This is a genomic window from Enterococcus sp. C76 (assembly GCF_040886985.1).
Lineage (GTDB): Bacteria > Bacillota > Bacilli > Lactobacillales > Enterococcaceae > Enterococcus_B > Enterococcus_B lactis.
The window spans coordinates 218555-244018 of record NZ_JBFOEY010000001.1; the positions used below are offsets into that span (position 1 = coordinate 218555).

General features: G+C 37.7%; 22 protein-coding genes and 1 pseudogene. 21 read left to right on the plus strand and 2 right to left on the minus strand.

Annotation, left to right across the window (positions count from 1 at the left end):
- A complete protein-coding gene (locus tag AB3I00_RS01115) occupies nucleotides 1-1260 on the plus strand; it encodes a GHKL domain-containing protein (protein ID WP_368024633.1) in 1260 nt (419 codons plus the stop codon).
- Nucleotides 1261-1312: 52 nt separating this feature from the next.
- Here AB3I00_RS01115 and AB3I00_RS01120 read toward each other — a convergent pair whose 3' ends face one another.
- Nucleotides 1313-2062 (minus strand): LytTR family DNA-binding domain-containing protein, encoded by a 750-nt coding sequence (locus tag AB3I00_RS01120; protein ID WP_010732253.1) that lies wholly within the window; start codon nucleotides 2060-2062, stop codon nucleotides 1313-1315.
- A gap of 119 nt (nucleotides 2063-2181) precedes the next feature.
- On the minus strand, nucleotides 2182-3327 hold the full coding sequence (locus AB3I00_RS01125; RefSeq protein ID WP_368024723.1) for a helix-turn-helix transcriptional regulator: 1146 nt from the start codon (nucleotides 3325-3327) through the stop codon (nucleotides 2182-2184).
- A 206-nt stretch (nucleotides 3328-3533) separates the two neighbouring features.
- Between AB3I00_RS01125 and AB3I00_RS01130 the strand changes: the two genes are divergently transcribed.
- From AB3I00_RS01130 to AB3I00_RS01225, 20 genes and pseudogenes are all read left to right on the plus strand, one after another.
- Complete coding sequence (locus AB3I00_RS01130; RefSeq protein ID WP_368024634.1) at nucleotides 3534-5738, plus strand: glycoside hydrolase family 3 N-terminal domain-containing protein; 2205 nt, start codon at nucleotides 3534-3536, stop codon at nucleotides 5736-5738.
- A 15-nt stretch (nucleotides 5739-5753) separates the two neighbouring features.
- Nucleotides 5754-7100 carry a PTS sugar transporter subunit IIC gene (locus AB3I00_RS01135; RefSeq protein WP_070704161.1) on the plus strand — a complete coding sequence of 449 codons (1347 nt, stop codon included), beginning with the start codon at nucleotides 5754-5756 and terminating at the stop codon, nucleotides 7098-7100.
- The gene (locus AB3I00_RS01140; protein ID WP_086285885.1) at nucleotides 7100-8014 is read left to right on the plus strand and encodes an ROK family protein; all 915 of its coding nucleotides are present in this window, start codon (nucleotides 7100-7102) and stop codon (nucleotides 8012-8014) included. Before AB3I00_RS01135 ends, AB3I00_RS01140 begins: the two co-directional genes overlap by 1 nt.
- Nucleotides 7998-9365: a glycoside hydrolase family 1 protein gene (locus tag AB3I00_RS01145; RefSeq protein ID WP_010732257.1), complete on the plus strand. Its 1368-nt coding sequence runs from the start codon at nucleotides 7998-8000 to the stop codon at nucleotides 9363-9365. The genes AB3I00_RS01140 and AB3I00_RS01145 overlap by 17 nt, the downstream gene beginning before the upstream one ends.
- A 4-nt stretch (nucleotides 9366-9369) precedes the next feature.
- Complete coding sequence (locus AB3I00_RS01150) at nucleotides 9370-10335, plus strand: alpha/beta hydrolase (RefSeq protein WP_368024635.1); 966 nt, start codon at nucleotides 9370-9372, stop codon at nucleotides 10333-10335.
- A gap of 37 nt (nucleotides 10336-10372) precedes the next feature.
- Nucleotides 10373-11929, plus strand: coding sequence for a DUF5597 domain-containing protein (locus tag AB3I00_RS01155; protein WP_368024636.1), 1557 nt, complete (start codon nucleotides 10373-10375; stop codon nucleotides 11927-11929).
- Nucleotides 11898-13619, plus strand: a complete 1722-nt coding sequence (locus tag AB3I00_RS01160) for a DUF4091 domain-containing protein (RefSeq protein WP_368024637.1) — start codon at nucleotides 11898-11900, stop codon at nucleotides 13617-13619. The genes AB3I00_RS01155 and AB3I00_RS01160 overlap by 32 nt, the downstream gene beginning before the upstream one ends.
- A gap of 312 nt (nucleotides 13620-13931) precedes the next feature.
- The gene (locus AB3I00_RS01165) at nucleotides 13932-14969 is read left to right on the plus strand and encodes a phosphate/phosphite/phosphonate ABC transporter substrate-binding protein (protein WP_083314612.1); all 1038 of its coding nucleotides are present in this window, start codon (nucleotides 13932-13934) and stop codon (nucleotides 14967-14969) included.
- Between the two features lie 24 nt (nucleotides 14970-14993).
- Nucleotides 14994-15746 carry a phosphonate ABC transporter ATP-binding protein gene (phnC, locus tag AB3I00_RS01170; protein ID WP_010732263.1) on the plus strand — a complete coding sequence of 251 codons (753 nt, stop codon included), beginning with the start codon at nucleotides 14994-14996 and terminating at the stop codon, nucleotides 15744-15746.
- A gap of 11 nt (nucleotides 15747-15757) precedes the next feature.
- Nucleotides 15758-16555 carry a phosphate/phosphonate ABC transporter permease gene (locus AB3I00_RS01175; RefSeq protein WP_149558472.1) on the plus strand — a complete coding sequence of 266 codons (798 nt, stop codon included), beginning with the start codon at nucleotides 15758-15760 and terminating at the stop codon, nucleotides 16553-16555.
- A gap of 2 nt (nucleotides 16556-16557) precedes the next feature.
- A complete protein-coding gene (locus AB3I00_RS01180) occupies nucleotides 16558-17442 on the plus strand; it encodes an ABC transporter permease (RefSeq protein WP_070770378.1) in 885 nt (294 codons plus the stop codon).
- A gap of 26 nt (nucleotides 17443-17468) precedes the next feature.
- Nucleotides 17469-18284, plus strand: a complete 816-nt coding sequence (locus AB3I00_RS01185; RefSeq protein ID WP_002308779.1) for a PHP domain-containing protein — start codon at nucleotides 17469-17471, stop codon at nucleotides 18282-18284.
- A gap of 93 nt (nucleotides 18285-18377) precedes the next feature.
- Nucleotides 18378-18872 carry an N-acetyltransferase family protein gene (locus AB3I00_RS01190; RefSeq protein WP_368024638.1) on the plus strand — a complete coding sequence of 165 codons (495 nt, stop codon included), beginning with the start codon at nucleotides 18378-18380 and terminating at the stop codon, nucleotides 18870-18872.
- 369 nt (nucleotides 18873-19241) lie between these two features.
- Nucleotides 19242-20134: pseudogene (locus AB3I00_RS01195) on the plus strand (polysaccharide deacetylase family protein).
- Nucleotides 20135-20297: 163 nt separating this feature from the next.
- Nucleotides 20298-21188, plus strand: a complete 891-nt coding sequence (locus tag AB3I00_RS01200) for an LCP family protein (protein WP_368024639.1) — start codon at nucleotides 20298-20300, stop codon at nucleotides 21186-21188.
- A 16-nt stretch (nucleotides 21189-21204) separates the two neighbouring features.
- Nucleotides 21205-22062 (plus strand): polysaccharide deacetylase family protein, encoded by an 858-nt coding sequence (locus AB3I00_RS01205; RefSeq protein WP_368024640.1) that lies wholly within the window; start codon nucleotides 21205-21207, stop codon nucleotides 22060-22062.
- 23 nt (nucleotides 22063-22085) lie between these two features.
- Complete coding sequence (locus AB3I00_RS01210; RefSeq protein WP_368024641.1) at nucleotides 22086-22784, plus strand: DUF1361 domain-containing protein; 699 nt, start codon at nucleotides 22086-22088, stop codon at nucleotides 22782-22784.
- Nucleotides 22759-23415 (plus strand): response regulator transcription factor, encoded by a 657-nt coding sequence (locus AB3I00_RS01215; RefSeq protein ID WP_368024642.1) that lies wholly within the window; start codon nucleotides 22759-22761, stop codon nucleotides 23413-23415. Before AB3I00_RS01210 ends, AB3I00_RS01215 begins: the two co-directional genes overlap by 26 nt.
- Nucleotides 23412-24800: a HAMP domain-containing sensor histidine kinase gene (locus AB3I00_RS01220; RefSeq protein ID WP_256277974.1), complete on the plus strand. Its 1389-nt coding sequence runs from the start codon at nucleotides 23412-23414 to the stop codon at nucleotides 24798-24800. The genes AB3I00_RS01215 and AB3I00_RS01220 overlap by 4 nt, the downstream gene beginning before the upstream one ends.
- Nucleotides 24790-25383, plus strand: a complete 594-nt coding sequence (locus AB3I00_RS01225; protein WP_002345998.1) for a hypothetical protein — start codon at nucleotides 24790-24792, stop codon at nucleotides 25381-25383. Before AB3I00_RS01220 ends, AB3I00_RS01225 begins: the two co-directional genes overlap by 11 nt.
- The last annotated feature ends 81 nt before the right edge of the window (nucleotides 25384-25464 follow it).

The following is a 25464-nucleotide window of genomic DNA, read 5'->3' on the forward strand; positions in this document are numbered from 1 at the left end:
ATGGAGTCAATCATGTTTGTTCTCATTGCTTATCTAAATTTGTTTATTTGGATGAGTCTGTTGTTTAAAGGGGCGTCAAAATGGCGATTCCTCTTGTTTTATTTGGGGCTAATGATAGCTAATATGTTTTTTGTTCCATACACATTCGTTTTCTTTGCAATCGCTTATGCTGCAATGTGTTGGTTTTTATATCTTTTGGTAGAAAATATTTTTTTATCGATCCTGTTACAAAATTTTTTATTGAATGTGGTAGGTATTTCCTTTTTCTTAGCAATCGATATTCCAAGGTATTTGGGATTTTATACTAGCTATTTGAATCTTTCAGTAGAATTAGTACTAGCAACTAGTTTATTTTTGCTGATCAGAAAAGCAGATCAAAAGTATGATATATTCGATTATTTTAGTGGCTATACGAAAAAACTGAAAGGCTTGACGATGTTATCTGTTGTGATTTATGTGCTGATTTACATCTTTCATTTAGGTATTAGTTTTTACTCGTTGGATTATATCCTTACTTCGATCATCACGCTTTTATATAGTATTTTTTATACTGCTTTTTTTATTGTCTTTATTATATATAAGAAAAAGTTCCAAGTGATCGAACTTTATTTGAAAGACAATCAGGAGACAAAAGAATACTACGAGAAATTAGATGATTTCCGTCATGATTATTTGAATTATATTTCTGCGTTGGAATACAGCTTGATGAATGACAGTCAGGAGAATTCTATCAAACTATTGACCCATTTAAAGGATTATTCTTTAGAAGCGATCGATGATGCGAGACACAATCCCTTGAAGCGAATCAGTGATCCGGCAGTACGCGGGCTTTTTTATCATTTTATGGAAAGAGCCAATCAGTCTGGCATTTCTTATGATATCCAAGTCCTGAATATCATCAATAATATCAAAGCAGATTATATCGATGTTCTTCGTCTTTTATCTATTGCACTGAATAATGCCATTGAACATTGTGATGAAACAAGAAAAGAAGAGCCGATCAGTATTACGATCAATCAAACAAAGGAGCGGTTTTATTTCAAAATCGAAAATCCTGCTGATATGTCCTCAACAAGCTTAGCTAAATTGATGAAAAGAGGAAGCTCAACGAAAAAAAATGGGGGGCTCGGTCTTTATAACTTTTCGAAAATCACGGATAAATATCTGAATGCCAACTATGGAATCAAATATTTAAAACGTACGAAAATGTTTGTCTTAGAATTGGCGATTTATGAGAAGTCAATCAGCAAAACTGTATGAATAGCTAGCAAAATGGAATAAGGAAGTTAAAAACGGGCAGGACAGACATGTCCTACCCGTTTGTTTGTTTTAGTTGGTCAATGTGGCGTAACAATTTTTTTACACTAGAAGAACTTAAAAGAAGTGTATCTTTATTTTTGAAATGGACTTCCATCATTTGTTTATCTACTTCTTTGATATTGAATGGATTGATAGAAAAACTTTTCAGATCATTAAAGAAATGATAGTCTTGGAATTTTTGTTTGATATTTTTCATTTTATCATGAATAACAAAGTTCTCATTTGTTCCATAAAATTCCAAGGTGGAGCGAGAACCATTGATCGTTGAGATATAATTGACTTCATCTGGCGCAATCAAAAAGACCCTTGTGGCGCCTTGCAGTTCAATGATAGAGGAAGATTGTTTTTGAGCTTCCAATTTTTCTAAAAGTAGCTGTTTCAATGATTGTGCAACTTCTTCTAAGTTTGATTTATCAAGATAGCGATCTGGGCGAATCTGCTGATTAATGATTTCTAATCCGCGTGTATTATCGTTTGATAGAAAAATAATCGAGCATTCTGGATTCTTGTTCCGTATTTTTTTAGCAAAATCAATGCCACTATGCAATGTCTTTAAATCAATGTCGATAATAAACAAATCAGAAGAAGAAAAGACCAGTGTATCTAAACGCTTATAAATCGTTTCCAACTCGCTGCTCGGGTATATTTGAAGAGAGAGGGCACTCAACTCTTTATGTTTTAGTAATTCTTTCTTCAATAATTCCTGATGAAACAAGTTATCTTCAATGTAGTAGATTTTCATGGTTCGATTCCCCTAAGACAGATTTCATTACGATTAGTATAACAGATTTTTTCTATAAATTTCATCATATAAATGATATTTGTTTTTTTATTAATCAGAAAATATGCACTTTTATCGTTTTAATGAACGGAATAAGCATAATGTTGATCGCGGTATTCTCTTGGCGTAAGGGAAGTTGTTTTTTTAAAGACCTGAATAAAATGGCTTTGACTTGCAAATGAAAGCAATACGCTGATTTCTTTATAACTCTTGTCCGTAAAAAGCAATAAATGTTTACTTTCATTGATCTTCCGTTCTTGGATATAGGAGTGGATCGTTTGGCCCATTTCTTTTTTGAATAAAGCAGAAAGATGTGTTTTGTGCTTGTCAAATGTCTCAGCTAGCTCGTCAAGCGTTACACGGTCGTAAATATGGCTGTCTATATAATTGATTAGTTGCTTGACTAGCATGGATTTATCGGCTAGAGGTTGCTGATGGATCAGTTCCATGAAACGATAAGTCGCCTCTTTCATATAAGTGTGCCATTCATTAGAAGAATGGATACGGAACAAGCCTTGGATCAAGGCATCTGATAAACTAAAGGCCTGATTGATTGGGACTCCTTCATCAATACTGATACGTGTCAGTATGGCAACAAAAGCAGAGAATTTCAGCTTCAAACCTTCTAATTCATTTTCGGATAACTCGACATGATACGTTTCTTGCATCTTTTTGAATAACCAATCGATCTTTTCTGGCTGATTCCGTTTGATGTATTCTGTGTATCGAAGCTCGAATTGATAAGAATCAAAAGTGGCTTCTTGCATCCGCCGGTCGTATAGACTGTCCTCCAACCGTTGATCTGTGGTAGAGCGCTGCTTGATTTCTTTTTGGTAAATCCAGTGCAATTCCTCTTTTTTCAACAGTTTGTGTGTTAGAAAAGCATAGGCAAGCTGAACGAATTCTTCAAATGCTGCAGTTGTTTCTTTCGTATAGTGAATACCGTAGTGATAGACATGGTCTTTGAATAGAAATGTATCGGGAGATTCTCCAATCATGCCGCAAGGGCCGATCAATAAGGAATAGGGTTTGCTGTCTGTCATAAAATCAAGCTTAGCAAACATAAAAGGAAAGTGATTAAATAAACATACGGGCTGATGTTCTTTCGGTGAGGTGAATGTCTCCATGATAGGATGTATATCCCATGAAATCTCCGGATGGCAAACTTTGCCGCTTGAATCAAATAAAACCATGGGAATCAGATATTTTTTGTATAACAAATCCATTATTTTAGAAATCGCTGTCTGTTTCAATTATTTTCCTCCTGTCTATCCTTTTTCTTCCATTGTAACGCAAAAATAACATATTGAATATTAAATTTTTCAGGTATTTTCCTTCTATTTTTATATAAAGTCTTCTTTTGTTGTATAACAAAGAAAATTTTATCGTTATAATTAAAAATGTAAAAACGGTTACAAAAAAGGAGAAACTAATGGATGAAAAACAATTAAAGCAACTAGCCGATTCCTTGACAATAAAAGAAAAAATCGCACAAACGGTCCAGTTGAACGGTGACTTGTTTACTGATAGTGATGTGATGAATACTGGACCAACAAAGGAATTAGGTTTTCCTGATGATTTTGATTTAAGTCAGATTGGTTCTATTTATAATATCAATGAACCCGAAAAGCTAAAAAAAATCCAAACAAAAATAATGGAAGAAAGTAGTAAAAAAATCCCGCTCCTCTTTATGTCGGATGTTATTTATGGTTTTCGCACCATTTTTCCTATCCCACTAGCACAAGCGGGATCGTATGATTTTGAATTGATCCAAAAAGCCGCACAAGAAACAGCAAAAGAAAGTTATTTAAGCGGACTACATGTTCTATTTTCCCCCATGCTTGATTTAGTAAGAGATCCACGTTGGGGACGGGTGATGGAGTCTCCAGGAGAGGATGTATATACTGCAAAAGAGTTTGCTAAACACGCTGTCCAAGGATACCAAGGAGACAATCTCCAATTGATTGACAAATACCGTGTCGGTGCATGTATCAAGCATTTTGCAGGATATGGGGCCCCAGAAGCTGGTAGGGAATACAATACCGTCGATATGTCCAACCAACGACTCTTCAATGAATACCTTGCTCCTTATCAAGCGGCAGTTGAAGCCAATTGTTTACTAGTCATGACCGCATTCAATGTGTTGAATGGTGTGCCTTCTACCGGTAATCGCTGGCTGAACCGGGAGATTCTTCGAAAGAGGTTCGGCTTTAACGGTGTACTGGTCTCTGATTATGCGGCTATTGAAGAGTTGCAAGTACATGGCTACACGAAAGATCAAGCAGACTCAGCTAAAAAGGCGTTAGAAGCCGGTGTGGACTTCGATATGATGACGTCTGTCTATGCCAATTCTTTAGAAAAATTAGCAGAAGAAAACAAAGAAATCTTACAATTGTTGGATGAGGCAGTGTGGCGAATCTTAGTCTTGAAGAACAAACTTGGATTATTCGAAGACCCTTACCGAGGACTCGAAGAAGAGAACACGGGAGAAATCTTGACGGAAGAATCGAAAGAAGTAGCAGTCAAGCTAGTCGAAAAGAGTTGTGTCCTCTTGAAGAATGACGACACACTACCATTAAAAAAACATCAGAAAATCGCAGTTATCGGACCTTACGGCAAAAGTCGCCTGACAATTGGGTTCTGGGCCTCTGTAAGTGGTAAACCACAAGATAGTATCCCGCTCAAAGATGGACTAGAACAGCATTTTTCAAAAGAACAGCTGCTATTTGCAAAAGGATTCAACCTGTTTGATTCCTATGAACCATTTGGACCGTTAAAAGCCGGAATTGAACAACTGAATGGAACGATTGAGGACGAGGAAACGTTAATCCAAGAAGCATTGGAAACTGCTGAAAAATCTGACGTGATTTTGCTGACGATTGGTGAACAATTTTTAGAAAGTGGAGAAGGAGCTTCTAAAACCAACCTTCGATTACCTGAAAAGCAAAAACGTTTGATCAAAGCGTTAGCAGCATTGGATAAACCAATCGTAGGGATTTTATATACCGGACGTCCGCTGGTCCTAACAGAGATCGAACCTTATTTTTCTAGTTTGCTGCTCGTTTGGTATCCTGGAACGATGGGAGGCATCGGTATTGCCAATCTTCTTGCAGGGGAAGCAGTGCCAAGTGCTCGACTTAGTATGACGTTCCCACGGAGTGAGGGGCAGGTCCCAATCTATTATGCACATGCTTCAACTGGCCGACCTTTAGAAACAAGTACGCATTCGACCCGTTTTGTGTCTAAGTATATTGATGAATCCAATGAGCCGCTGTTTGCTTTTGGTGCCGGGAAAACATATGGAAAAGTCGAAGCAAACTGGCAGGAGATACAGGATCAAGAAGATAAGCTGCAATTTATTTATGAAGCAGTTAATCATTCAGCAACACCAATAGAAACGGTTATCCACATTTATGTAAAAGACAAGACAGCCTCTATTGTGCAACCAGTCAAACGGTTGATTGCGAGTCAAGTCATTTCCATACACGCAGATGAGAAAAAATTGATTAACTATACAGTATCAAAAGAAGCACTTATGTTTTATAACAATCAAGGGGAAAAAATTTGGGAGTCTGGCGAATTTACTTTTTCTCTCTCGACAGTAGATTCAGAAGAGGACCGTACAATTCAATTATAAAAAAGGAGAAGAAAGATGGAAAAATTAGAACAGTTTTTAAGCAGCAGACTATTGCCGATGTCGGAGAAATTACAAAAGAACAAAGTGTTAGCCGCATTGATGGAAGGATTTATCCGAACAAGCCCAATTACATTAGGGATTGCCTTCATTACGATTATTGGAAATTTCCCATTTCCTGGCTGGATCGATTTTTTGAAAAATGTGGGGATTTTTCCTCATGTGGAAGCAATCACTAATGGCGCTACAGGTGTTTTCTCGTTGTATGTCGTATACAGTTTAGCTTTCTCTTATGCAAAACAATTAGGGACCAATGAACGGAATGCATCCATCATCTCTTTGGCAAGTTTCATTATGCTGATGCCGCAATCCGTCATGACGACTGTTACACAAGACGGCAAAGCAGTCGAACAAGCAGTCGGTGCGTTGCGATTGGATTATCTGGGTGGTCAAGGATTGTTTATCGGTATGCTTGTTGCTTTGCTCATTACCCGTTTCTATGCCTTCTTAGCTAAGAAAAATATTATGATCAAATTACCGGAAAGTGTGCCGCCGATGGTCACACAATCTTTGTCACCAGTATTTGTCGTTACAATCATTTTTGTTGTTGTATTTGCTTTGCGAGTATTGTTTGGTTTGACACAATCAGGAACGATTTTCCAATTCTTTATTGATGTAATCAATGCCCCATTGAACTCTTTAGTAGCGAGTCCGTTATCGATCATCATTATCATGGAATTATTAGCTGTTTTATGGTTCTTCGGTATCCACAATGCTGTTTTGCAAGGACCTTTAGGCGCAATCAGTATGACGATGGTCGTTGGGAACATTGCTGCCTTCCAAGAAGGAAAAGCATTACCCTATTTAATTCCATCTGTTATCTACATGGGGATGTACGCAGCTGGATTCATGGGATTCGTGACATTTTTCATGATTAAAAGCAAATCAGCCAAAATGCGACAGTTAGGAAAATTATCTTTCGTTCCATCCTTATTCAATGTGACAGAACCATTGATGTTTGGGATGCCGATCATCTTGAATCCGATTTTCTTTATTCCACAAATCTTTACACAATTGATTGCAGGATTTGTTACATGGGGATTAACCACTACCATATTGCCGATTTCTTTGAATCCGACGATGTCGCTATTACCTTGGACAACTCCTACATTTGTGAAGATGCCTTTATCAGGCGGACTGAACTACACGATCCTGATGGTTATTTGTATGGCAATCGGTGTGGTGATGTGGTACCCATTCATTAAGATCGCAGATAAGAAAGAACTAGAGTTAGAAGCGGCGCTGGAAAAAGAAGAAGCAGAAACGAAAGCAGAAAAAATCATCAATGCAGAAGTCGAAGCATAATGAAGGGGAAAAGCATGTGGACATTAAGTATCGATATCGGTGGAACGTATATCAAGTCAGCTTTAATAATGGATACGCAAATAAGAGAAAAAAGACAAATAGAGACACCGAAAACAGATAAGGACAATTTTATCCTTGTCCTTGTCGAATTGATCCGTTCTTATCAGCAGCTCGAATCCATTGAATTTGTCGGATTTTCTGTTCCTGGTGCGGTAAAAGAAGCGTCAACCGTCTTTTTTGGTGGAGCAGTCGCATGTCTGAATGAAGTCAATTTAAAGCAAGAGATAGAAAAACAGCTGCCCGTTCGTGTGTTTGTAGAAAATGATGCGAAAGCTGCTGTATTGGGAGAAGCAAGTTTCGGTCATTTAAAAGGGATTGAAAATGGTGCAGGGATCATTCTAGGAACAGGCGTCGGTGTTGGACTTTTGCTGGATGGGCAGGTGAGAAAAGGGCCGCATTGTCAAACTGGAGAAGTTAGTTTCTTGATACAAGATCGTGGGATAAATGGGGCTGAATCATTTGCAGGAATCAATTTGTCAGCTGTTCGATTAGTAGAAGAACTGGCAAAATTATTTCAGTGTGAACCAGAAGGACCTCTTGTATTTGATTATCTATATCAAAAAGAAGATGAACAAGCACAAACTTTATATCGCACATACTGCAATCAAGTAGCGATTCTCTGTTTCAATATCCAATGTTTGCTGGATTTGGACAAAATGATTATTGGCGGTGGAATCAGCAAACAAAAAAGGCTGATCAGTGATATCCAGAAAAACTATGAAGCCATCTTTTCTGTGTCGCCGATGATCGAACAAACGATTACGAAAATGACGATAGAAGCTGCCGCCTTTGAGTCTGAAGCAAATCTGATCGGTGCAGCGAAAGGAGTACGATTGAATGAGATTTCCAACTGATTTTTTATGGGGAGCTTCCACTAGTGCGTATCAGACAGAGGGAGCTTGGGATGCAGACGGTAAAGCGCCGTCTGTTCAAGATATGAAAGAAATACCTGACGGAACAAGTGATTTCAAAGTGGCGGTAGATCATTACCATCGCTTTGAGGAAGATGTTCGTTTATTTAAAGAGCTAGGGTTAAAAGCTTATCGGTTCTCGATTTCTTGGAGTAGAGTCATGTCTAATGGAAAGGTTAATCCAAAAGGGCTGGAGTTTTATAAGAAACTTATTGCCTTATTGAAGGAAAATGAGATCGAACCGATCGTGACGGTGTTCCATTTTGATTTGCCTTATGAGATCCATGAAAATGGAGGCTGGGAAAATAGGGCGACGATCCAAGCTTTCGCTGATTACTGCCAGCTGCTTTTTGACACATTCGGTCAAGAAGTAAACTATTGGCAAACAATCAATGAACAAAATGTCATGGCTTTAGCTGGTTCGATCATTGGTACAAGTAATAAATCAATGAAAGAAAAGTTTCAAGAAAACCATCATATGCTCGTTGCTCAAGCACTGGTCACGAAAAATTATCATGATGGGAATTATCCAGGAAAGATCGGACCCGCGCCGAACATTGCCAGTGTATATGCTGCTTCTGATAAACCAGAAGACCAGTTGGCTGCAATGAATATGAGTGCTTTAAGAAACTGGTTGTTTTTAGATGCTGCGGTTTATGGTGTCTATAACCATAATGCCTGGAACATTTTGTCAAAAATCAATGCCTGTCCTGAAGTAACAGAAGAAGACAAAAAAATCATGTTAGAAGGTACATGCGATTATATCGCTTTTAATTATTACAATACCATGACTGTCTCAGCCTATTATCAAAAAGAGAACAAGATCGATCAGCAATCTGGCTTTGGTATCCCCGGCTTCTTTCAAGCGACAACGAATCCACATTTGCCAATGACTGAATTCGGCTGGCCAATCGATCCAGAAGGGTTCCGTTATACGTTAAATGAGATCTATTCAAGATATCGTCTGCCGTTATTGATAACCGAAAACGGAATAGGAGCAAAAGATCAATTAACAGAAGATGGAAAAATCCATGACAAGTATCGCATCGACTATTTGAAACAGCATATCCAGCAAATGTATCTAGCAATGGAAGATGGTGTAGAGGTGATCGGTTATTGTCCGTGGAGCGCAATCGATTTGATCAGCACCCATGAAGGAATCGAAAAAAGATACGGTTTTATTTATGTTGATCGAACAGACGATTCTTTGAAGACGCTGGATCGTTATAAAAAGGATAGCTTTTATTGGTACCAAAAATTGATTGCTGAAAATGGATTAAACGAAGAGGAGTAAGCCTATGCAGATCGATACGATGACTATTGACAACGAAGCCAATACGACTCTAACGGTTTATCTTCATGAAGAAAAGCCCGAATTTCACCGTATTGACAAACGTCCGTTCATACTAGTGATTCCAGGAGGAGGATACGGATTTTGCAGTGAAAGAGAAGCAGAGCCGATTGCATTGAAATTTGCTGCTGAAGGTTATCATGCGGGTGTGCTGCGCTATCACGTTGGAGAACACCGTGATTTCCACAAAGCACTGGCGGATGCAGAAAAAAGCATGGATCTGATTGCCTTACTAGCTGAAAAAGCAAAAATCGATCAAACCAAAATTGCAGTGATCGGTTTTTCTGCCGGTGGGCATTTAGCAGCCGCTTTGTCTACTTTGTCCGATCGAAAACCAAGTGCTTGTATCCTTGCTTATCCGGCCATCTTAAGCTCCTTTGCAGAAGCGATGAAGATCCAGGCTCCTTCTTTGGAAATGTGTGTGACACCGCAAACGCCACCTACTTTTTTGTTTTCTACATTCGAAGATAATGTGGTGCCTATCGAGAATTCTCTTTTGTATTTAAGAGCGTTAGAAGAAAACGATGTACCTTTTGAAACACACATTTTTCAAAAAGGAAAGCACGGATTATCATTAGGAAATAAGTGGAGTGGAAATAGTGAAGAGATGGTGGACCCTCGTTTTGCCAAGTGGTTTGAGCTTTGTATCGAGTGGCTGGAAATCATTTGGACACAAGCAGATGCGGAAACTACGCAAAAAATCGAAGACATTTGGCAAGTACCGATCAAAAATTTATACGCCATTGAAGCCAATCAATCGATCTTACTTGAACATCTGCCATTTTTAACCGATAGAAGTAGGTTCAAAATCATTCGAAGTTTGTCCTTCAACCAGCTGTGTGAGGTTTCGCCAGAGAAATTTCCAAAAACAAAGATCAGTCAATGGGTAAATGAATTGACTTGGTGCCGTTGAACTTTCCTATCAAAGAATCGATACTCGGAGGAAACAAATGAAATATGAAATAATCAAAAAGAACAATCGGTTCTATTTTCTCATGGATGAAAAACCCTGTCTTCTCTTAGGCGGAGAAGTGCATAATTCAGCAGCTTCTACGGTGCTTTCTATGAAAAAAAATATTTGGCCTTTTGTGAACAATCTTGGCTTGAACACCCTGCTTGTACCTGTTTATTGGGAAAATATCGAGACAAGTCCGGGAATATTCAACTTTGATTTGATAGAAGCCCAGTTACAAAAAGCGGCTGAAAGTAAGATCAAGTTGGTTTTTCTATGGTTCGGTTTATGGAAAAACGGTTTATCTACTTATGTTCCTTCATGGATCAAGACAGACACAGAAAATTATTTTAGAGTAGTCAACCAAAAGCAAGAGCAGTTAAACTGTATCTCACCATTTTGCACGAAAGCAATTGAAGCAGATTGCCGCGCATTATCTAGCCTATGTCAATTTATCAGTCAGCATCCGCTGAAAGATCAAGTATGCATGATGCAGATCCAAAACGAGGTCGGCTGTCTTGAAACGGCAAGGGATCACTCTAGAAAAGCACAGCAAATATATGGATCCACACTTCCAGAAAGAATCAGAGAATTATATCCTCAAGCAAAAAAATGGCAAGAACTTTCAGATGAGACATTCATGGCCTACGCCTTTAGTCATGCACTGGAAAAGATGGCAGTAGAGGCAAAAAGATGGTTAGATATCCCGTTGTTCACCAATGCTTGGCTGCATAAAGAAGGAAAACGCGCGGGCGACTATCCTAGCGGTGGGCCTACAAAAAATGTATTAAACGTATGGGCAAAAAATGCACCTAGCTTAACGGCTTTTGCTCCAGATATCTATGAAGAAAATGTTCGGGAAGTCATTCAAGATTATCAAATGATTGATCAACCCCTTTTCATACCAGAAACAAGAAAAGATCTAAGCTATCTATCCAATTGTTTCTATGCATTTGGGCAAGGAGCACTTTTGTATTCTCCTTTTGGAATCGAAGATCTTCGAAAAAGTACGGAAGCTATAATAGACGAGGATCAGGCTTTCTTGAAACAGTTAGGATTAGACCAAGCGGCTTTTGACCCGACAGGAAGTTTGCCTTATTTTACTAAGTGTTATCAAATAATCAAAGAACTAACCCCATTTTTAACGGATGAAACACTCAAAATCCATTCTTTTAAAAAGGAAAAGGACACGACGTATCAGTATCAAGATGAAAATTACCGATTTTTGATCAAATATTTAAGTAAAGATAAGAAAGAGCAGCTGAACACTGCCGGTCTCTTTTTTCAATTAGAAAATGATTATTTTTTTGCTGGGTGCAACTTTGCGCTATTCCACGAAGCAGTAGATGAAGAGCGGCGTTCAGAAATTTTGAATTTTGAAGAAGGATACTTTGAAGGAAAAAAATGGATCACAGAGCGTGTTTTGAATGGGGATGAGCGCTATACGCCGTATATCGGTAATATGCCTAAAATCATCAAATTCTCTTTATATACCTATCCGAAAAAAGAACAGGAGGTTGTCCATGAATATCTTGCTGACGAACGAAACCTTTAAACCATCTACAAGCATGCTTGCCCAAGAACCGGAACCACTCGAAAATCTATCTGTTTATCGAAATAGTACAGCCGCATTTCAGTTATTGCTACATGATGGGAAGAAAAATCATTACAGCTTAGACGATCAATTTACGATCCCGGATGCGATTGAAATACCTATATACCGGATAGAGATCAACTCGGAACTGCCAATCAAATCGAATTTTATTGAATATTATTGCGGAAAAGACGATATTTTCTATGGGGATAAACTGTTGGAAGAAAACGCACATACTTATTCTGGCGATCGCTTTGCTCCTATTTATGTAGAAATCCCGGTTGATCGTCAACAAAAATCCGGTATCTATCCGATAGATATCACGATTTATCAAGCAGGGATAACGACAAAAGAAACAGTCATCGGACAGAAACGATTAGAAGTAACCGTAGAAGCCTTTGCGTTCAGTGATAAAGTAACTGATTCCTTCCATTTAGATATTTGGCAACAACCTTCTAATCTTTCTCGTACATTCCAAGTGCCTCTTTGGAGTAATCAACATTTTGAACTGATTCAGACAATGGCTTCAACCTTAGCTGAGTTAGGCCAAAAAACGATTACAGTCATTGCAGGAGAGATCCCTTGGAAAGGATGGTTCAATTATATTGTTAAAGATTTCCCAGCTAACTTGTATGAATACTCAATGGTCAAAGTCCTCAAAACAAAAGAAGGAAATATCCAGTGTGATTTTTCAATATTGGATAAGTATTTAGCTTGTTTTTTTGAAGCAGGGATCGATAAAGAAATCGATGTGTTCGGCCTTTTAGGCGTCTGGCAGCCACCTTTCTTTCCTTTGAATAAAGCAGTAGAACATCCAGAAAAACTTGTGATCCGCTATTATGATGAGGAAATGCAGCAAATGGCATTCATTGAAAAACAAGAAGAGCTCAGACAATATTTCCAGCAATTGTTTACCTATTTCAAGAAAAAGAACATTTGGGACAAAGTTCGTCTCATGGCAGATGAGCCAAAAGCTCATGAAATCGATACGTTTAAAGAAGCTGTCAAACGTCTAAAAGAAATCGAACCAACATTGCAGTTGAAAGTAGCATTTGACAAGGAACCAGTCTTACAAGCCTTGATTTCAGAAATCGACTATCCAGTCACATCTTTTTATTGTACTTGTCAAAACCATGGATGGCTGAAGGAACAATTTCCTGGAAAAACACAATACTACATCTGTAATTATCCAGATAAACCAAATACATTCTTACACAGTCCATTGACAGAAAGCCGGTTACAAGGCGCATTAGCTTATTATTTTAGAACGGATGGTCTGCTGAGGTGGGCATATAACTGCTGGCCAGAACATGCAAGAGAAGATATCCGTTATAATACTAGTTCACTTCCAATTGGTGACTTGTGCTTAGTCTATCCATCTGTCTCTGGCAGCCTGCTCTTGTCTCTTCGCTATAAAGAACTGTATCGTGGTGTAGAAGATTTTTATTTGCTAAAAGAAGCGGAGAAAATAAACAAAACAAAAACAGACCAGCTTTTAGCAGATTTTCTTGGAGAGGAAAAGCCAGAAAATTGGATGGAAAACAGCCATCAGTCTGTGCAAACATTATTCAATCAATCGTATCGTCAATTCGATCAGTTAAGAAAGAAATTGATCGCAATTATCACAGATACTTCTCCTTTAATCAAGTAAGAGTGAATGAAAAGCATGACCTGCATGTTGTAGGTCATGCTTTTTGTTTTTAACCGAAATAGGAAAGAATTCGTCGTAAAAATATTTCCAGCACAGTGAGTTTTGTAAATCTTTGTTTAAAGCGGTTTAGGTCTAGCCAGCCGAAAAGAGGCAAAGAACCTTGTTCCTGCTTAGATAAACTTTTTGAATAGAGAAATCACGTGTTTACATAGTTTTTACAATCTTTATTTGAATTAAGAAGGATACAAATTAGAACTTTACAAATAGAAGGTACACTAAAGATGTAGCAAATAAATAAAAGGAGCATAAGATATGTTTGAGTTGAAAAAAATAGAAAAAACAATGGTGCGTATAGTATTAATAGCAACTCTAATAGTGTTAGCAGGTTGTCGTTCATCTAATCAGACAGTAAGTGGTAATCAAAACCAATCCTCTGATACGATCAAAATTGCTTTTTACCCTAATGAATCTGCTGCAGAGTTTGAACCGGCAAGAGAAGCGGTAAAAGCGGTGGTTGAAAAAGCTACAGATAAGAAAGTCGAATTAGTGACAAGTACAGATTACAACGTGGTCGTGGAATCTATTGCAAATGGACAAGTAGACTTAGCTTATATGGGTGCAGAAGGTTATATCGAAGCAAACAAGAAAAATGAGCAAGTAGAAGCCATCTTGACCAATTCTGGGCCAAGCGGAACGCTGGAAGACGCGTTATATTACAGCTTTTTAGCGGTGAAACCAGAAAACAGCAAAGAGTATGAAGAAACAGGTGGCTATACGATTGATCCAATCAAAGACAAAACGATTTCTTTCGTCACGAATACCTCAACTTCTGGTTTTACTGTACCGAGCAACAAAATCGCTGAACATTTTGATTTAAAGAATACAGATGATCTTATCATGGATGGTCTATTCTTTGAAAAAGTGTTGTTTGGTGGGTCTCATCAAGGATCGATGATCAATTTATTAAAAGGTGACGCGGATGTAGCTGCTTTTATGAATATGCCACAATATTTTGATGTGATCCAAGGAGAAGAAAACAAGGCAGGAGTCATTTACGAAGTAAAAAAAGATGCTCAAGCTCCTTTTGACACAGTGCAAGGGGAACAAGCACAAGTCATTTTTTCCATACCGGTCTTGAATGGACCAATTGCAGCAAACAAAGAGACGTTGTCGGAAGGAGATATCGATAAGATCATCGAAGGGATGACTGCCGATAGTACGGCTGAAAACACAGCTATTTTTGCACCAAAAGATGCTGATGTCCCAGGGATGTTCACAAAAGAAGGAAATGAGCGATATGTGGAAGTCACAGATGACTTTTACGATGAAATCAAAGAAATGAATAAATAAGAAGAGATTGGAAAGGACAGCCAAATGCTATTAGAAGTAAAAAATATTACAAAAACCTATCCAAACGGAAATCAAGCATTGCAGGACATTTCATTTTCACTTGAAAAAGGAGAATTTGTTTCGATCATCGGACCTTCTGGGGCGGGGAAATCTACTATCTTGCGTACGATCAATCGATTGATCGAAGCAGATAGTGGAAGGATCCGATTTGAGGAGAGGGAAATGAATGAGCTGAAAAGAAAAGAACTGCGAAAGAAAAGAAGACGTATTGGTATGATTTTCCAGCACTATAATCTTGTCAGTCGTCTTACCGTAATCGAAAATGTACTGCATGGCTGCTTGGGTTATAAAACAACGCTCGGTGGAGCTGCTGGGCTTTATCGAGAAGCAGAAAAAGAACAGGCTTTTGATCTTATAGAAAAGGTCGATCTTTCGGCATTTGCGTACACTCGATGTGACGAATTAAGTGGTGGACAAAAGCAGCGGGTCGGAATCGCCAGAGCACTCATGCAAAATCCGGCACTGATCTTATGTGATGAACCAATAGCTTCTCTTGATCCAAAATCTGCTAAAACGATCATGGATTACTTAAAAAGAATAACCAATGAATTGGCGATTACTTGCCTTGTCAACTTGCATCAAGTGGAAACAGCCATCGATTATTCCGATAGGATCATTGGAGTGAATAGTGGAAAAATCGTATTTGAAGGAAGACCGTCTGAGTTAACAAAAGAAAAAATAGAAACGATCTATCAATCTAAAAAATTATTAGTGTAAAGGATGAGAGAATGGAAAAGATAGAGGCAGAAAAATTTTTCAGACAACAAAAAAGATATCGCTTGTTTTATATTTTGCTGATTGCTTTTCTTTATTTTATTTCAGCCCATGGCGTTGGATTTCAGGCAGGAACAGCTTTTTCTGCTATACCAAAAAGTTTTACCTGGCTATTCTCCAACTTTATTCCGACAAGTGATTCTCTAGCCTATTTATCGATCATCGTGTCTAGACTCATCCAGACGATACTGATGGCAGTGACTGCTACGACATCAGGTGCTGTAATTGCCTTGATAGCAGCTGTGATTGGTTCAAGAGAAATCGGGTTGAATCGTTTCACAAAAGTGATGGCTAGAGGCATGGCGAGTTTTTTCAGAAATGTCCCTATCGTCGTATGGGCAATGATTTTGTTACTAAGTTTCAAACAAAACGAATTTACCGGCTATTTGGCGATTACTTTTACGACATTTGGTTATTTGACTCGTTCCTTCATGGAAACGATCGATGAAGTATCTGGCAGCGTCATTGAAGCAATGATGGCATCAGGAGCTTCCTATTTGCAAATCATTTGGCAAGGTGTTTTGCCGATGTGTTTGAATCAGCTCCTTAGCTGGCTCCTTTTTCTAATTGAAAATAATATTCGGGATGCTACGCTAGTCGGGATACTGACAGGAACTGGTATTGGTTTTTTATTTGACTTTTATTACAAAAGATTCCAATACGATGTAGTCGGAATGGTTACGCTGACTGTCATTATCGCAGTTATCGTATTGGAGACGACTTCGAATACAGTAAGGAGGATGATCCGCTGATGATGGATTATCAGACAAATGAAACGAATGCCATACTTAATCCAACCTCTTATTCAAAAGTGGCATTTAGGAAAAGAAATCAAAGAATAAAAGTAAAACTATGGCGTCAAGAACGGATCATTGTAAAGCTTATGCTCCTATTTTTATGTTTGGTTTCTGTATATACGGTAATCACGATGGATTACGGGAATGTCAAATTAACAGAAGCAGTTTCTGCTTTTTTTTCCAATATATTCAATATTTTCTTACGTCCACAGTTATCTGGAAGATTTACGGCGTTCTCTTTAATAGAAAGCCTTGGTGTAACGATTGGCCTCTCTGTTTTAACAACGGTGATTGGTGCTTTTCTTGCCTTCTTTCTTAGTCTGTTAGCTTCCAGAAATTTAAGCAGCGGCTTTCTTTCCAATATGATAAGAGGGCTGATGTCGTTTATTCGAGCAGTTCCCACAATTTTATGGGTCATGATTTTTTCTATTTTGATCGGATTAGGAGCGAATGCTGCAGTTATCGGGATGTCTTTTCACAGCATTGCTTATTTGACAAAAGTTTATTCTGAAAGTATCGAAGAAATGGAATCTGGTATGATTGAAAGTTTGAAAGCATGTGGAGCAAGCTGGTGGCAGATTGTTTTTCAAAGTGTTCTCCCTCATTGTTTTACGACGTTGCTTTCTTGGACATTCATCCGGTTTGAAATCAATTTTACAAATGCGATCGCAGTAGGAGCTGCAGCTGGTGCAGGAGGATTAGGCTTTCAGTTGACGATGGCTAGTAACTTTTATTTTGATTTTCGAGAGATTGGTGTAATGGTCTATATGATCTTGACGATTGCTGTATTGCTAGAATTCATTTCTTTGAAATTAAAAGAAAAATATATAGTCAAAACATAAATTTTTATAGAAAGAGGAGAACGGGAATGAAGGCAGATTTACATGTGCACAGCTGCTATTCGAATGGTTTTTTTCATCCAAAAGAGCTTTTGTCTTTAGCAACAACTCAAGAAGTAAACCATTTAGCCATCGTGGATCACCATACATTCGCAGGAATAGAAGCAGTAAAAGAAGTATTCTATGATTCACCTGTTAATTTGATTGAAGGAATCGAAATTAGTGCCTTTGACTTGAAAAGACAAAAAGATGTCCGCATATTGGGCTACAATCTTTCAAATCGGAGCTATATCGAGCAGTTGTGCAGACCGTTACTCCATTTTCAAACAAATCAAACTTTATGTAAGTTAAAAAAACTGCAGGCAGAAGGCTATCGTTTGAAGGAAGAAGAACTTTGGAAGGAAGCAGAGACGGCAACTGCACTTTATCCCTGTCATTTATATCGTTTATTGAAAAAAAGAGGTTATGGTACACAAATGAATCCTCTGTTTTATCAAAAACTCATGACGACAGAAGAAGTTTCTGATGATCGGAAAAAAATAAATGTATATGATGCCATAGAAGCAATCAAATACGGCGGAGGATTGACTGTTTTAGCATGTCCAGGGAAATTTGACAACTATGATTTGATTCCTGAACTCGCTTCATTCGGGATTGATGGTTTGGAGAAATATCATCCAGCTCATCGCTTAAGAGACCTTAAAGTCCTTTCAGAGTTCATCCAAACCTATCACTTTTCTTGTTTCGGAGGTTCTGACTTTCATGGGATAAGGGGAACTGCAGGATTCGGCAGGACCTTGATTACAGATACACGAGAATTTCCCGACCAACTCCTCTGTAATTGAAAAACAATTTTTCAGAAAAATATCAAAAGATGATTGTAGCAAGGAAGGATAGTGATATAATAACCTCAATTACGTATGAGGGGATTGTGAACAATGATCAACTTTGCTTTATCACAGATCCAAGATTTGCCTAGAATCGTAGAAATTTATAACCAAGCGATTCCTACTCGCTTATCTACAGCTGATTTAGAACCAGTAACAATAGAATCGAGACAAGCATGGTTTGATGCTCATCAAACCAAAGAACGCCCGTTGTGGGTCATAAAGATCAATCAAAATATCGTAGGATGGCTGAGCCTTAGCGATTTTTACGGGAGACCAGCTTATGCAAATACTGCAGAGATAAGTATTTATATTGATTCAACTTATCGAAAACATGGCTTAGGACAAAAAGCATTATCCTTTGCTGAATCGCAACTGAAAGATTGTAAGATCGACACACTTTTAGCTTTTGTGTTTACTATCAATCAAGCGAGCATCAAGCTGTTCCAAAAAAATGGATTTGAGCAATGGGGGCATTTACCTAAAGTTGCAAATATGGATAATCAACGGATTGATTTAACTATCTTAGGAAAATCTTATGAATAACAGCTAATGACCACTTTTAAGTGTTTTTTACACTTGAAAGCGGTCATTATCATAGAAGTTTTCAATTGAAAAGTGTAAAGTGTGGATAAATTTTTTGAATTATCATAGTATTCCATCAAAATACAGTAAAAAAAAGACATGTTTATCTCATATACCATTCTTTTTTCATTTATCCTAGTATCAATGGGAAATAGCAGAAAATTCTAAAGAAATGAGAGCCCTTTACTTTAGGTTGAGTGTTATCGAATGTTGATTTTAAAATAACCAACGATAAAGTAGCAATAAAGTAGCGATAAAGTAGCAATAAAGTAGCAAAAAATTTGTTTTCTGAGAAATTCTGCGAAAATAAGGGTTAAAGGAAGAATGTGTATGTCAAAACGGTCTTTTTTAGTTATTGGAATTATTGCTTTGCTAGGTATTTTATTTTTCGAAGTCACTTCGGTCGCCTCCTTGATCACCGAAGAGAAAGGACAAGTAACTTCTTCGGAGCGTTCGTCACAATCTTTCAATCAATCAGAACAATCAACGAATAAAAACAAGTCGACTGAAACAGCTAGAGTTAACGCATCCACTCAAGAATCAGTGGAACCGGCACAAGGTCAATCAACTGAACCAGAACCAACACAAGAAAGTACAGAAGCTGTCCAAGATCCAACTGTCAAAAGTATTGCCATCAGTTTTGATGATGGACCAGGAGCGACCACGACACCACAGCTGTTGCAAATACTTAAAGAAAAAAACGTGCATGCTACTTTTTTTGTTTTGGGAGAAAATACGGCGCAACATCCTGAAATTGTAAAGCAGACAGCTGAAGCAGGACATGAGATCGGCAATCACACGTATGATCATCAGGATCTGGCGACGCTTTCTGCCCAGTCGATCACAGAGGAAGTGACAAAACAGACACTGAGATCAAAAAAGCCACTGGTAAAACCCCCGCTTTCGTTCGTCCGCCCTATGGTTCGATCACAGGTGTAGGAGCAAGTGTTATCCAGCGGCCAATCATCGAATGGTCGGTCGATTCAGAAGATTGGAAGACAAGAAATCCTGATTTGATTTTGCAGAAGATCCAAGCAACAGTATACGATGGTGCAATTATTTTATTCCATGATATTTATCCTGAAACGATTCGTGCCGTTCCTCAAGTGATCGATTATCTGCAAGAGCAAGGGTATCGCATCACGACAGTGGGGGATTTATTAGGGCATCCAACGACTGTCGAGAACTATTATGGCAGAAACGATCATCGGCCAGTCCAGTAAATAAATTATTTTTCGGAGTAGCTACTTCTGAAATACCGCTTTTATCAAGAGGTTGTGACAAAATTTTGTCACAACCTTTTTTGAATTTTTCTAAAGTATAGGATTTAGATACAAATCAGATAGATTTTGCTTCTATCCTTAACAGCAAAGGAGGAGAGTACAAATGTACAAAATATTAAAAGTCATATCTATTTTTCTATTGATGTTTATTATAGCAGCAGGCGCTTATGGTGTAAGCGAATATATGAAATTGCAAAACTTGTCTGAGGTTTCAAAGAAAACAGCAGCCAATATGAATGTGAAATATTCAGCTGATGCAGCCACACATTTACCGGATCGGTTCAATGTACTGCTATTAGGTGTAGATACTGGAGAATTTGGTAGGACAGAAAAAGGAAGATCGGATTCAATGATTGCTGCCCATGTTGATCTTAAAAATGAGACAGTAAAACTTATCAGTCTAGAACGAGATACTTATGTTCAAATCGCAGGACATAATAGTTTTGATAAATTAAATGCCGCTTACGCTTATGGAGGAGAACAAACAGCTATACAAACGACAGAAAATATGCTTCATACTACTATTCCTTACTATATGACAATGAATATGAAGGGGCTAGAGAGTATGCTAAGTATTGTTGGCGATATTGAAGTGATCAATGATTTTGCTTTCAACTTTGACCATTATGATTTTCCAAAAGGGTCCCTTACGTTATCTCCAGAAGAAGCACTTGCATGGTCAAGAATGAGATATGATGACCCTAATGGTGATTATGGGAGGCAAATAAGACAGCAAAAAGTGATCAAAGCAATCATGCAGAAGCTGTTGACTGTGGAATCCATACCTAAAATAGACAAAATCATCAATGTTCTAGGGAACAATATGAAAACAAATTTACCTTTGGGAGAATTATTTAAATTATATTTAACAAAGAGTACCAAATTTAAAATGAGTACGGATCAATTAAAAGGAGAAGAAGAAATAATTGACGGTATCTCTTACCAAAAAATGACTGACACAGAAATCAAACGAATCAGTCAGCAATTACAGTAAAGCAGGAGAGAGGCACATGATTAAAAAAAGTTTGATCACCCTTGGGACAATCGTCCTTCTAATAGGGATTACAGGTGGAAGCGTCTATATGACGAACAGAGTCTTCACGCCCTCAACGAACGAAAGTAAAACAATAGAAGATACTGAGAGTTCTAGGAAACAAGAACGAACAGAATGGCAAATTTCCAATTCTACCAGTTGGACGATCACTACAAAGGAACAGCAAGCAAAAAATGAAAAAAATAAAGAAACGGAAGATACAAAGGAATCATCAAAGACCGTTGCTCTTACCTTCGATGATGGACCTAATCCCTCCACTACCCCAAAACTTTTGGAGATTTTAAGACAAAAAAACGTACACGCCACTTTTTTTGTTCTAGGGGAAAATGTTTCCCAACACGAACAGCTTTTACAAAAGGAGGTGCAAGAAGGTCATCAAATCGGCAGCCATACTTTTTCTCATAAGGATTTAGCTGGTCTATCTGACCAAGAAATCAGTGAGGAAATCACTCAAACAGATAACGCTATTTTGAAAGCAATCGGTAAAAAGCCAGCCTATGTCCGACCTCCGTATGGCTCTATTACAAAAAAAGGAGCAGCAATCATTCATCGACCAATGATCGAGTGGTCTGTTGATTCTCAAGATTGGCAATCCAGACAAAAGGAAAAAATTTTACAGCAAGTAAAAAGTACAGTATATGATGGCGCAATCATATTACTACATGATATCTATCCTGAGACCGTAGATGCTGTTCCTGTGCTGATTGATGAATTAAAAAAAGAAGGATATACTTTTACGACAATCAGCGATTTGCTAGATGATCCATCAAAAACAGAAAATTATTATGGACGCAATGATCACCGTCCTGCGTAGTCTACAAAAAGGAGAGATGTCCAATGATTCAAAAGCAGATGTATTTTATTAGAGGATATTACATTTTGCTGCTGCTCGTTCTTTATCTTTCTTTTTATGAAAAAAGTGTTTTTTATTTATTTTTTACTAATACGATTCTGGCATATATCCCGATTGAATTAGCAAGGTGGGTAAAAGTCAGCAGCTCCAAACTAGTCTCTCTCGTGCTGATCTTATTCTGGCTACTGTTTTTTCCAAATAACTTTTATTTGTTCACCGATTTATTCCATCTGTCTTTGCTTTCACCTTACGATCCATCTACTATGATGATAAGCGTGAAGATGGAAATTTGGTATAAATTATTGCTAGTCGTTCTTTCTGTTTTCCCAACCACATTTTTCGGTTGTGAAAGCTTATGGATGGTTACCAATGTAATTGTCAAAAAAATCGGAATAGGCGTCTATCAATGGTTAGTTATCAGCGTCGTCTTGTTTATCAATGCTATAGGGATTTACTTCGGTCGCTTTTTAAGATTGAACAGTACGGATGTCTTCACTGACAGCAAGGAAACGTTCATGAGATTCGTTGAAGCATTTACCAAAATAGATGGTCCATCTTTTTTGTTGATCGTACTCATCTTTTTCTTTTCACTGATATTCGTGTATATTTATAGGTTAGGGATCAAATTTGCTCTATTGGCAGAAAGAGAGGAACTGTATGAAGATACTAGTAGTAGAAGATAATCCTGCGATCAACAAACTTTTAGTTCGTACATTAGAAAAAAATGGTTATACAGTCTATTCGGTATTCACAGGTAAAGAAGCAGCCGATATCATTGAGCAACAGGAATTTGATTTGGTTTTGCTAGATATCATGCTTCCTGAAATCGATGGTTATGAAGTATTTGCGTATATGCGGGAATATGATCTTCCTGTCATTTTCTTGACAGCCAAAGATCAGCTTTCTGATCGAGTCAGTGGCTTAAGATCAGGTGCTGAAGATTATATAACAAAGCCATTTGATCTGGAAGAATTGCTGGCACGGGTGGAAGTTGTTCTTCGAAGAAATGGAAAAAACGACTCCAATAAATTACTGAGATGGCAGTATATCGAAATCAATGAAAAAACAAGAGCTGTCACCGCAAGAAACCAAGCTGTTTCTTTGACTCCTAAAGAATATGAATTACTTCTTTACTTAATTAGAAATAAAGGGATTATTCTGCCAAGAGAAAAAATCTATCAAAAAATCTGGGGAAGGGAAGAAGAGCCCAACTCCAGAACGCTTGATTTACACATCCAAAGAATCAGAAATAAATTACAATTAGGACAGGACTTGCGTACGATTTATGGTGTAGGTTACCTATTGGAGGGATGAACTTGAAATATACAAGCAAAGTTTTCTTTTCATTATTATTCTTCTTTCTACTCATTTATTTGGTGGTCAGTGGTTTTACACTGCATGCGATTTATCAGCGCACAGTTTCTCAAGAAAAAGAAGTGCTGGTCAACCAGCAGAAAAATCTCTTATTGCTGTTGTCGACGAAAACAGACGGAGATGAAACAACAGATGAAATGAGAAAAAATGGTGAATTCGTAGCCGCAGCCAAAATCGGAGAGTTTGAGATTCTAGACAAAAAAGGCAAAACGGTTTTTACTACAAAGCCCACTTTGTTTGAAAAATACGAACCTCCAGAAGCGTTGTCTAATCGTACCGTGGAAATCAGCGACATGTCTACTGTTAAAAACAAACAGGTGCTTTATTCAACTTCAAAGATACCTGATACTGCCTATCGTTTAGCCACTTACCATCAAGCAAAAAACTATGAAGAAATCGTCAAAGATTCTCTTGTCTATTTTCGTCTGATCTTGCTCTTTTTACTTTTGGCCATTATTCCAGTCACTTATTTTCTAACAGGCATGATCTTAAAACCAATCAATCAGCTGATTTCCGTTGCCCAGCATATCACAGAAGGTAAGACGAAAGAACGGGCAATAGTCAATACTCAAGACGAGATTGGAAAATTAGGGAGCAGTTTGAACAATATGGCCGATAAATTGAGCCACGATCTAGAAACTCTCCGTCAGGCAAAGGAAAAGCAAGATTTATTCGTTTCTAGCTTTTCTCACGAAATTCGAACGCCGCTGACTTCCATTATTGGCTATGCTCAAATGTTGAAATGGGAAAAATTGGACCAATCAGCCGAAGAATCTGTCGATTATATCCTTGAAGAAAGCAACCGATTAAAACATCTGTCCAATGATATTTTGAAATTGATGGAACTGGAAAGAACAAGTGTCTCTCTTGAAGAAATCTCGACTAATATGATTAGCGATGATCTAAACAAGTTTCTTAAAGGAATGAAACAAGGGTTTACTTATACCATCGAACTAGAACCTGCCAATATTTTGCTAGACCTCAATCTTTTCAAGCTATTAGCCATGAATATTTTGGCAAATTCATTAGAAGCTATAGCAGAAGATGGAAAATTAGTGGTCAAAGGAATAAAGGAAGAAAAGCGTTATATTATGAAGTTTTCCGATAATGGTAGAGGGATACCAACAGAAAATTTGTCTAAAGTAACAGATGAATTTTTTACAGGAAATCCTTCAAGAACAACGAAACATTTAGGACTTGGATTAGCTTTAGTAAAGAAAATAACCGAATTGCATAATAGTTCTTTTGACATAGAAAGTACACTTGGTACAGGGACGACGATCACGATCGATTTTGCTTTAGGAGGGGAAATAGATGAAAATTAAATTATACCTTCTTTCTGCTTTCTTTCTGGTATTCAGCGCAGGATTGTTTTTTTTACCAGATATTTTAGCGAGTAGCATTACTACAAAAGAACAAAGAACAGTAGATATTTCTTCTTTAAGTTCAGCTTCTTCCTCTATCGAAACGGCAATGAGCCAAGCACAATCCTTTTCTATCATGGAAGAATCAGATCAGAGCCAATTAGATATGGTCAATCGGCTACGAGAGGAATTAAATCAGCTATTTCAAAAGCTAGCCATGCCAAAAGAGCCAGTGATTGTTCAAGACTATGAAGTTTTGATTTCAGGGGATAGCGTATTTTGGCAAATGGAATTCCTCACGCAAACAGGCTACGGAACGGCAATCATTGATGAAACGAACAAAAAAGTCGTACGGTTATCTTATTTTGATGAAGATCAAAATAACCGAGGAAAAAAACAAATCATAGACGATTACTTGAACTATCTTCCTCTAAAAGCAGATAAGATCGAAGAAGATGGTGAGATGATTACTGTCACTTTGAAAAATGGCCAGAAATTAAACTTTCTGATTGATGAGACGCGATTGTTGCTGAATTATGCATGAAGAATTACGTAGAAAATAGGGGTGAATCTACCGTTTGCCAAAAGGTTGTAATCAGAATTTTGTTACAATCTTTTTTATATT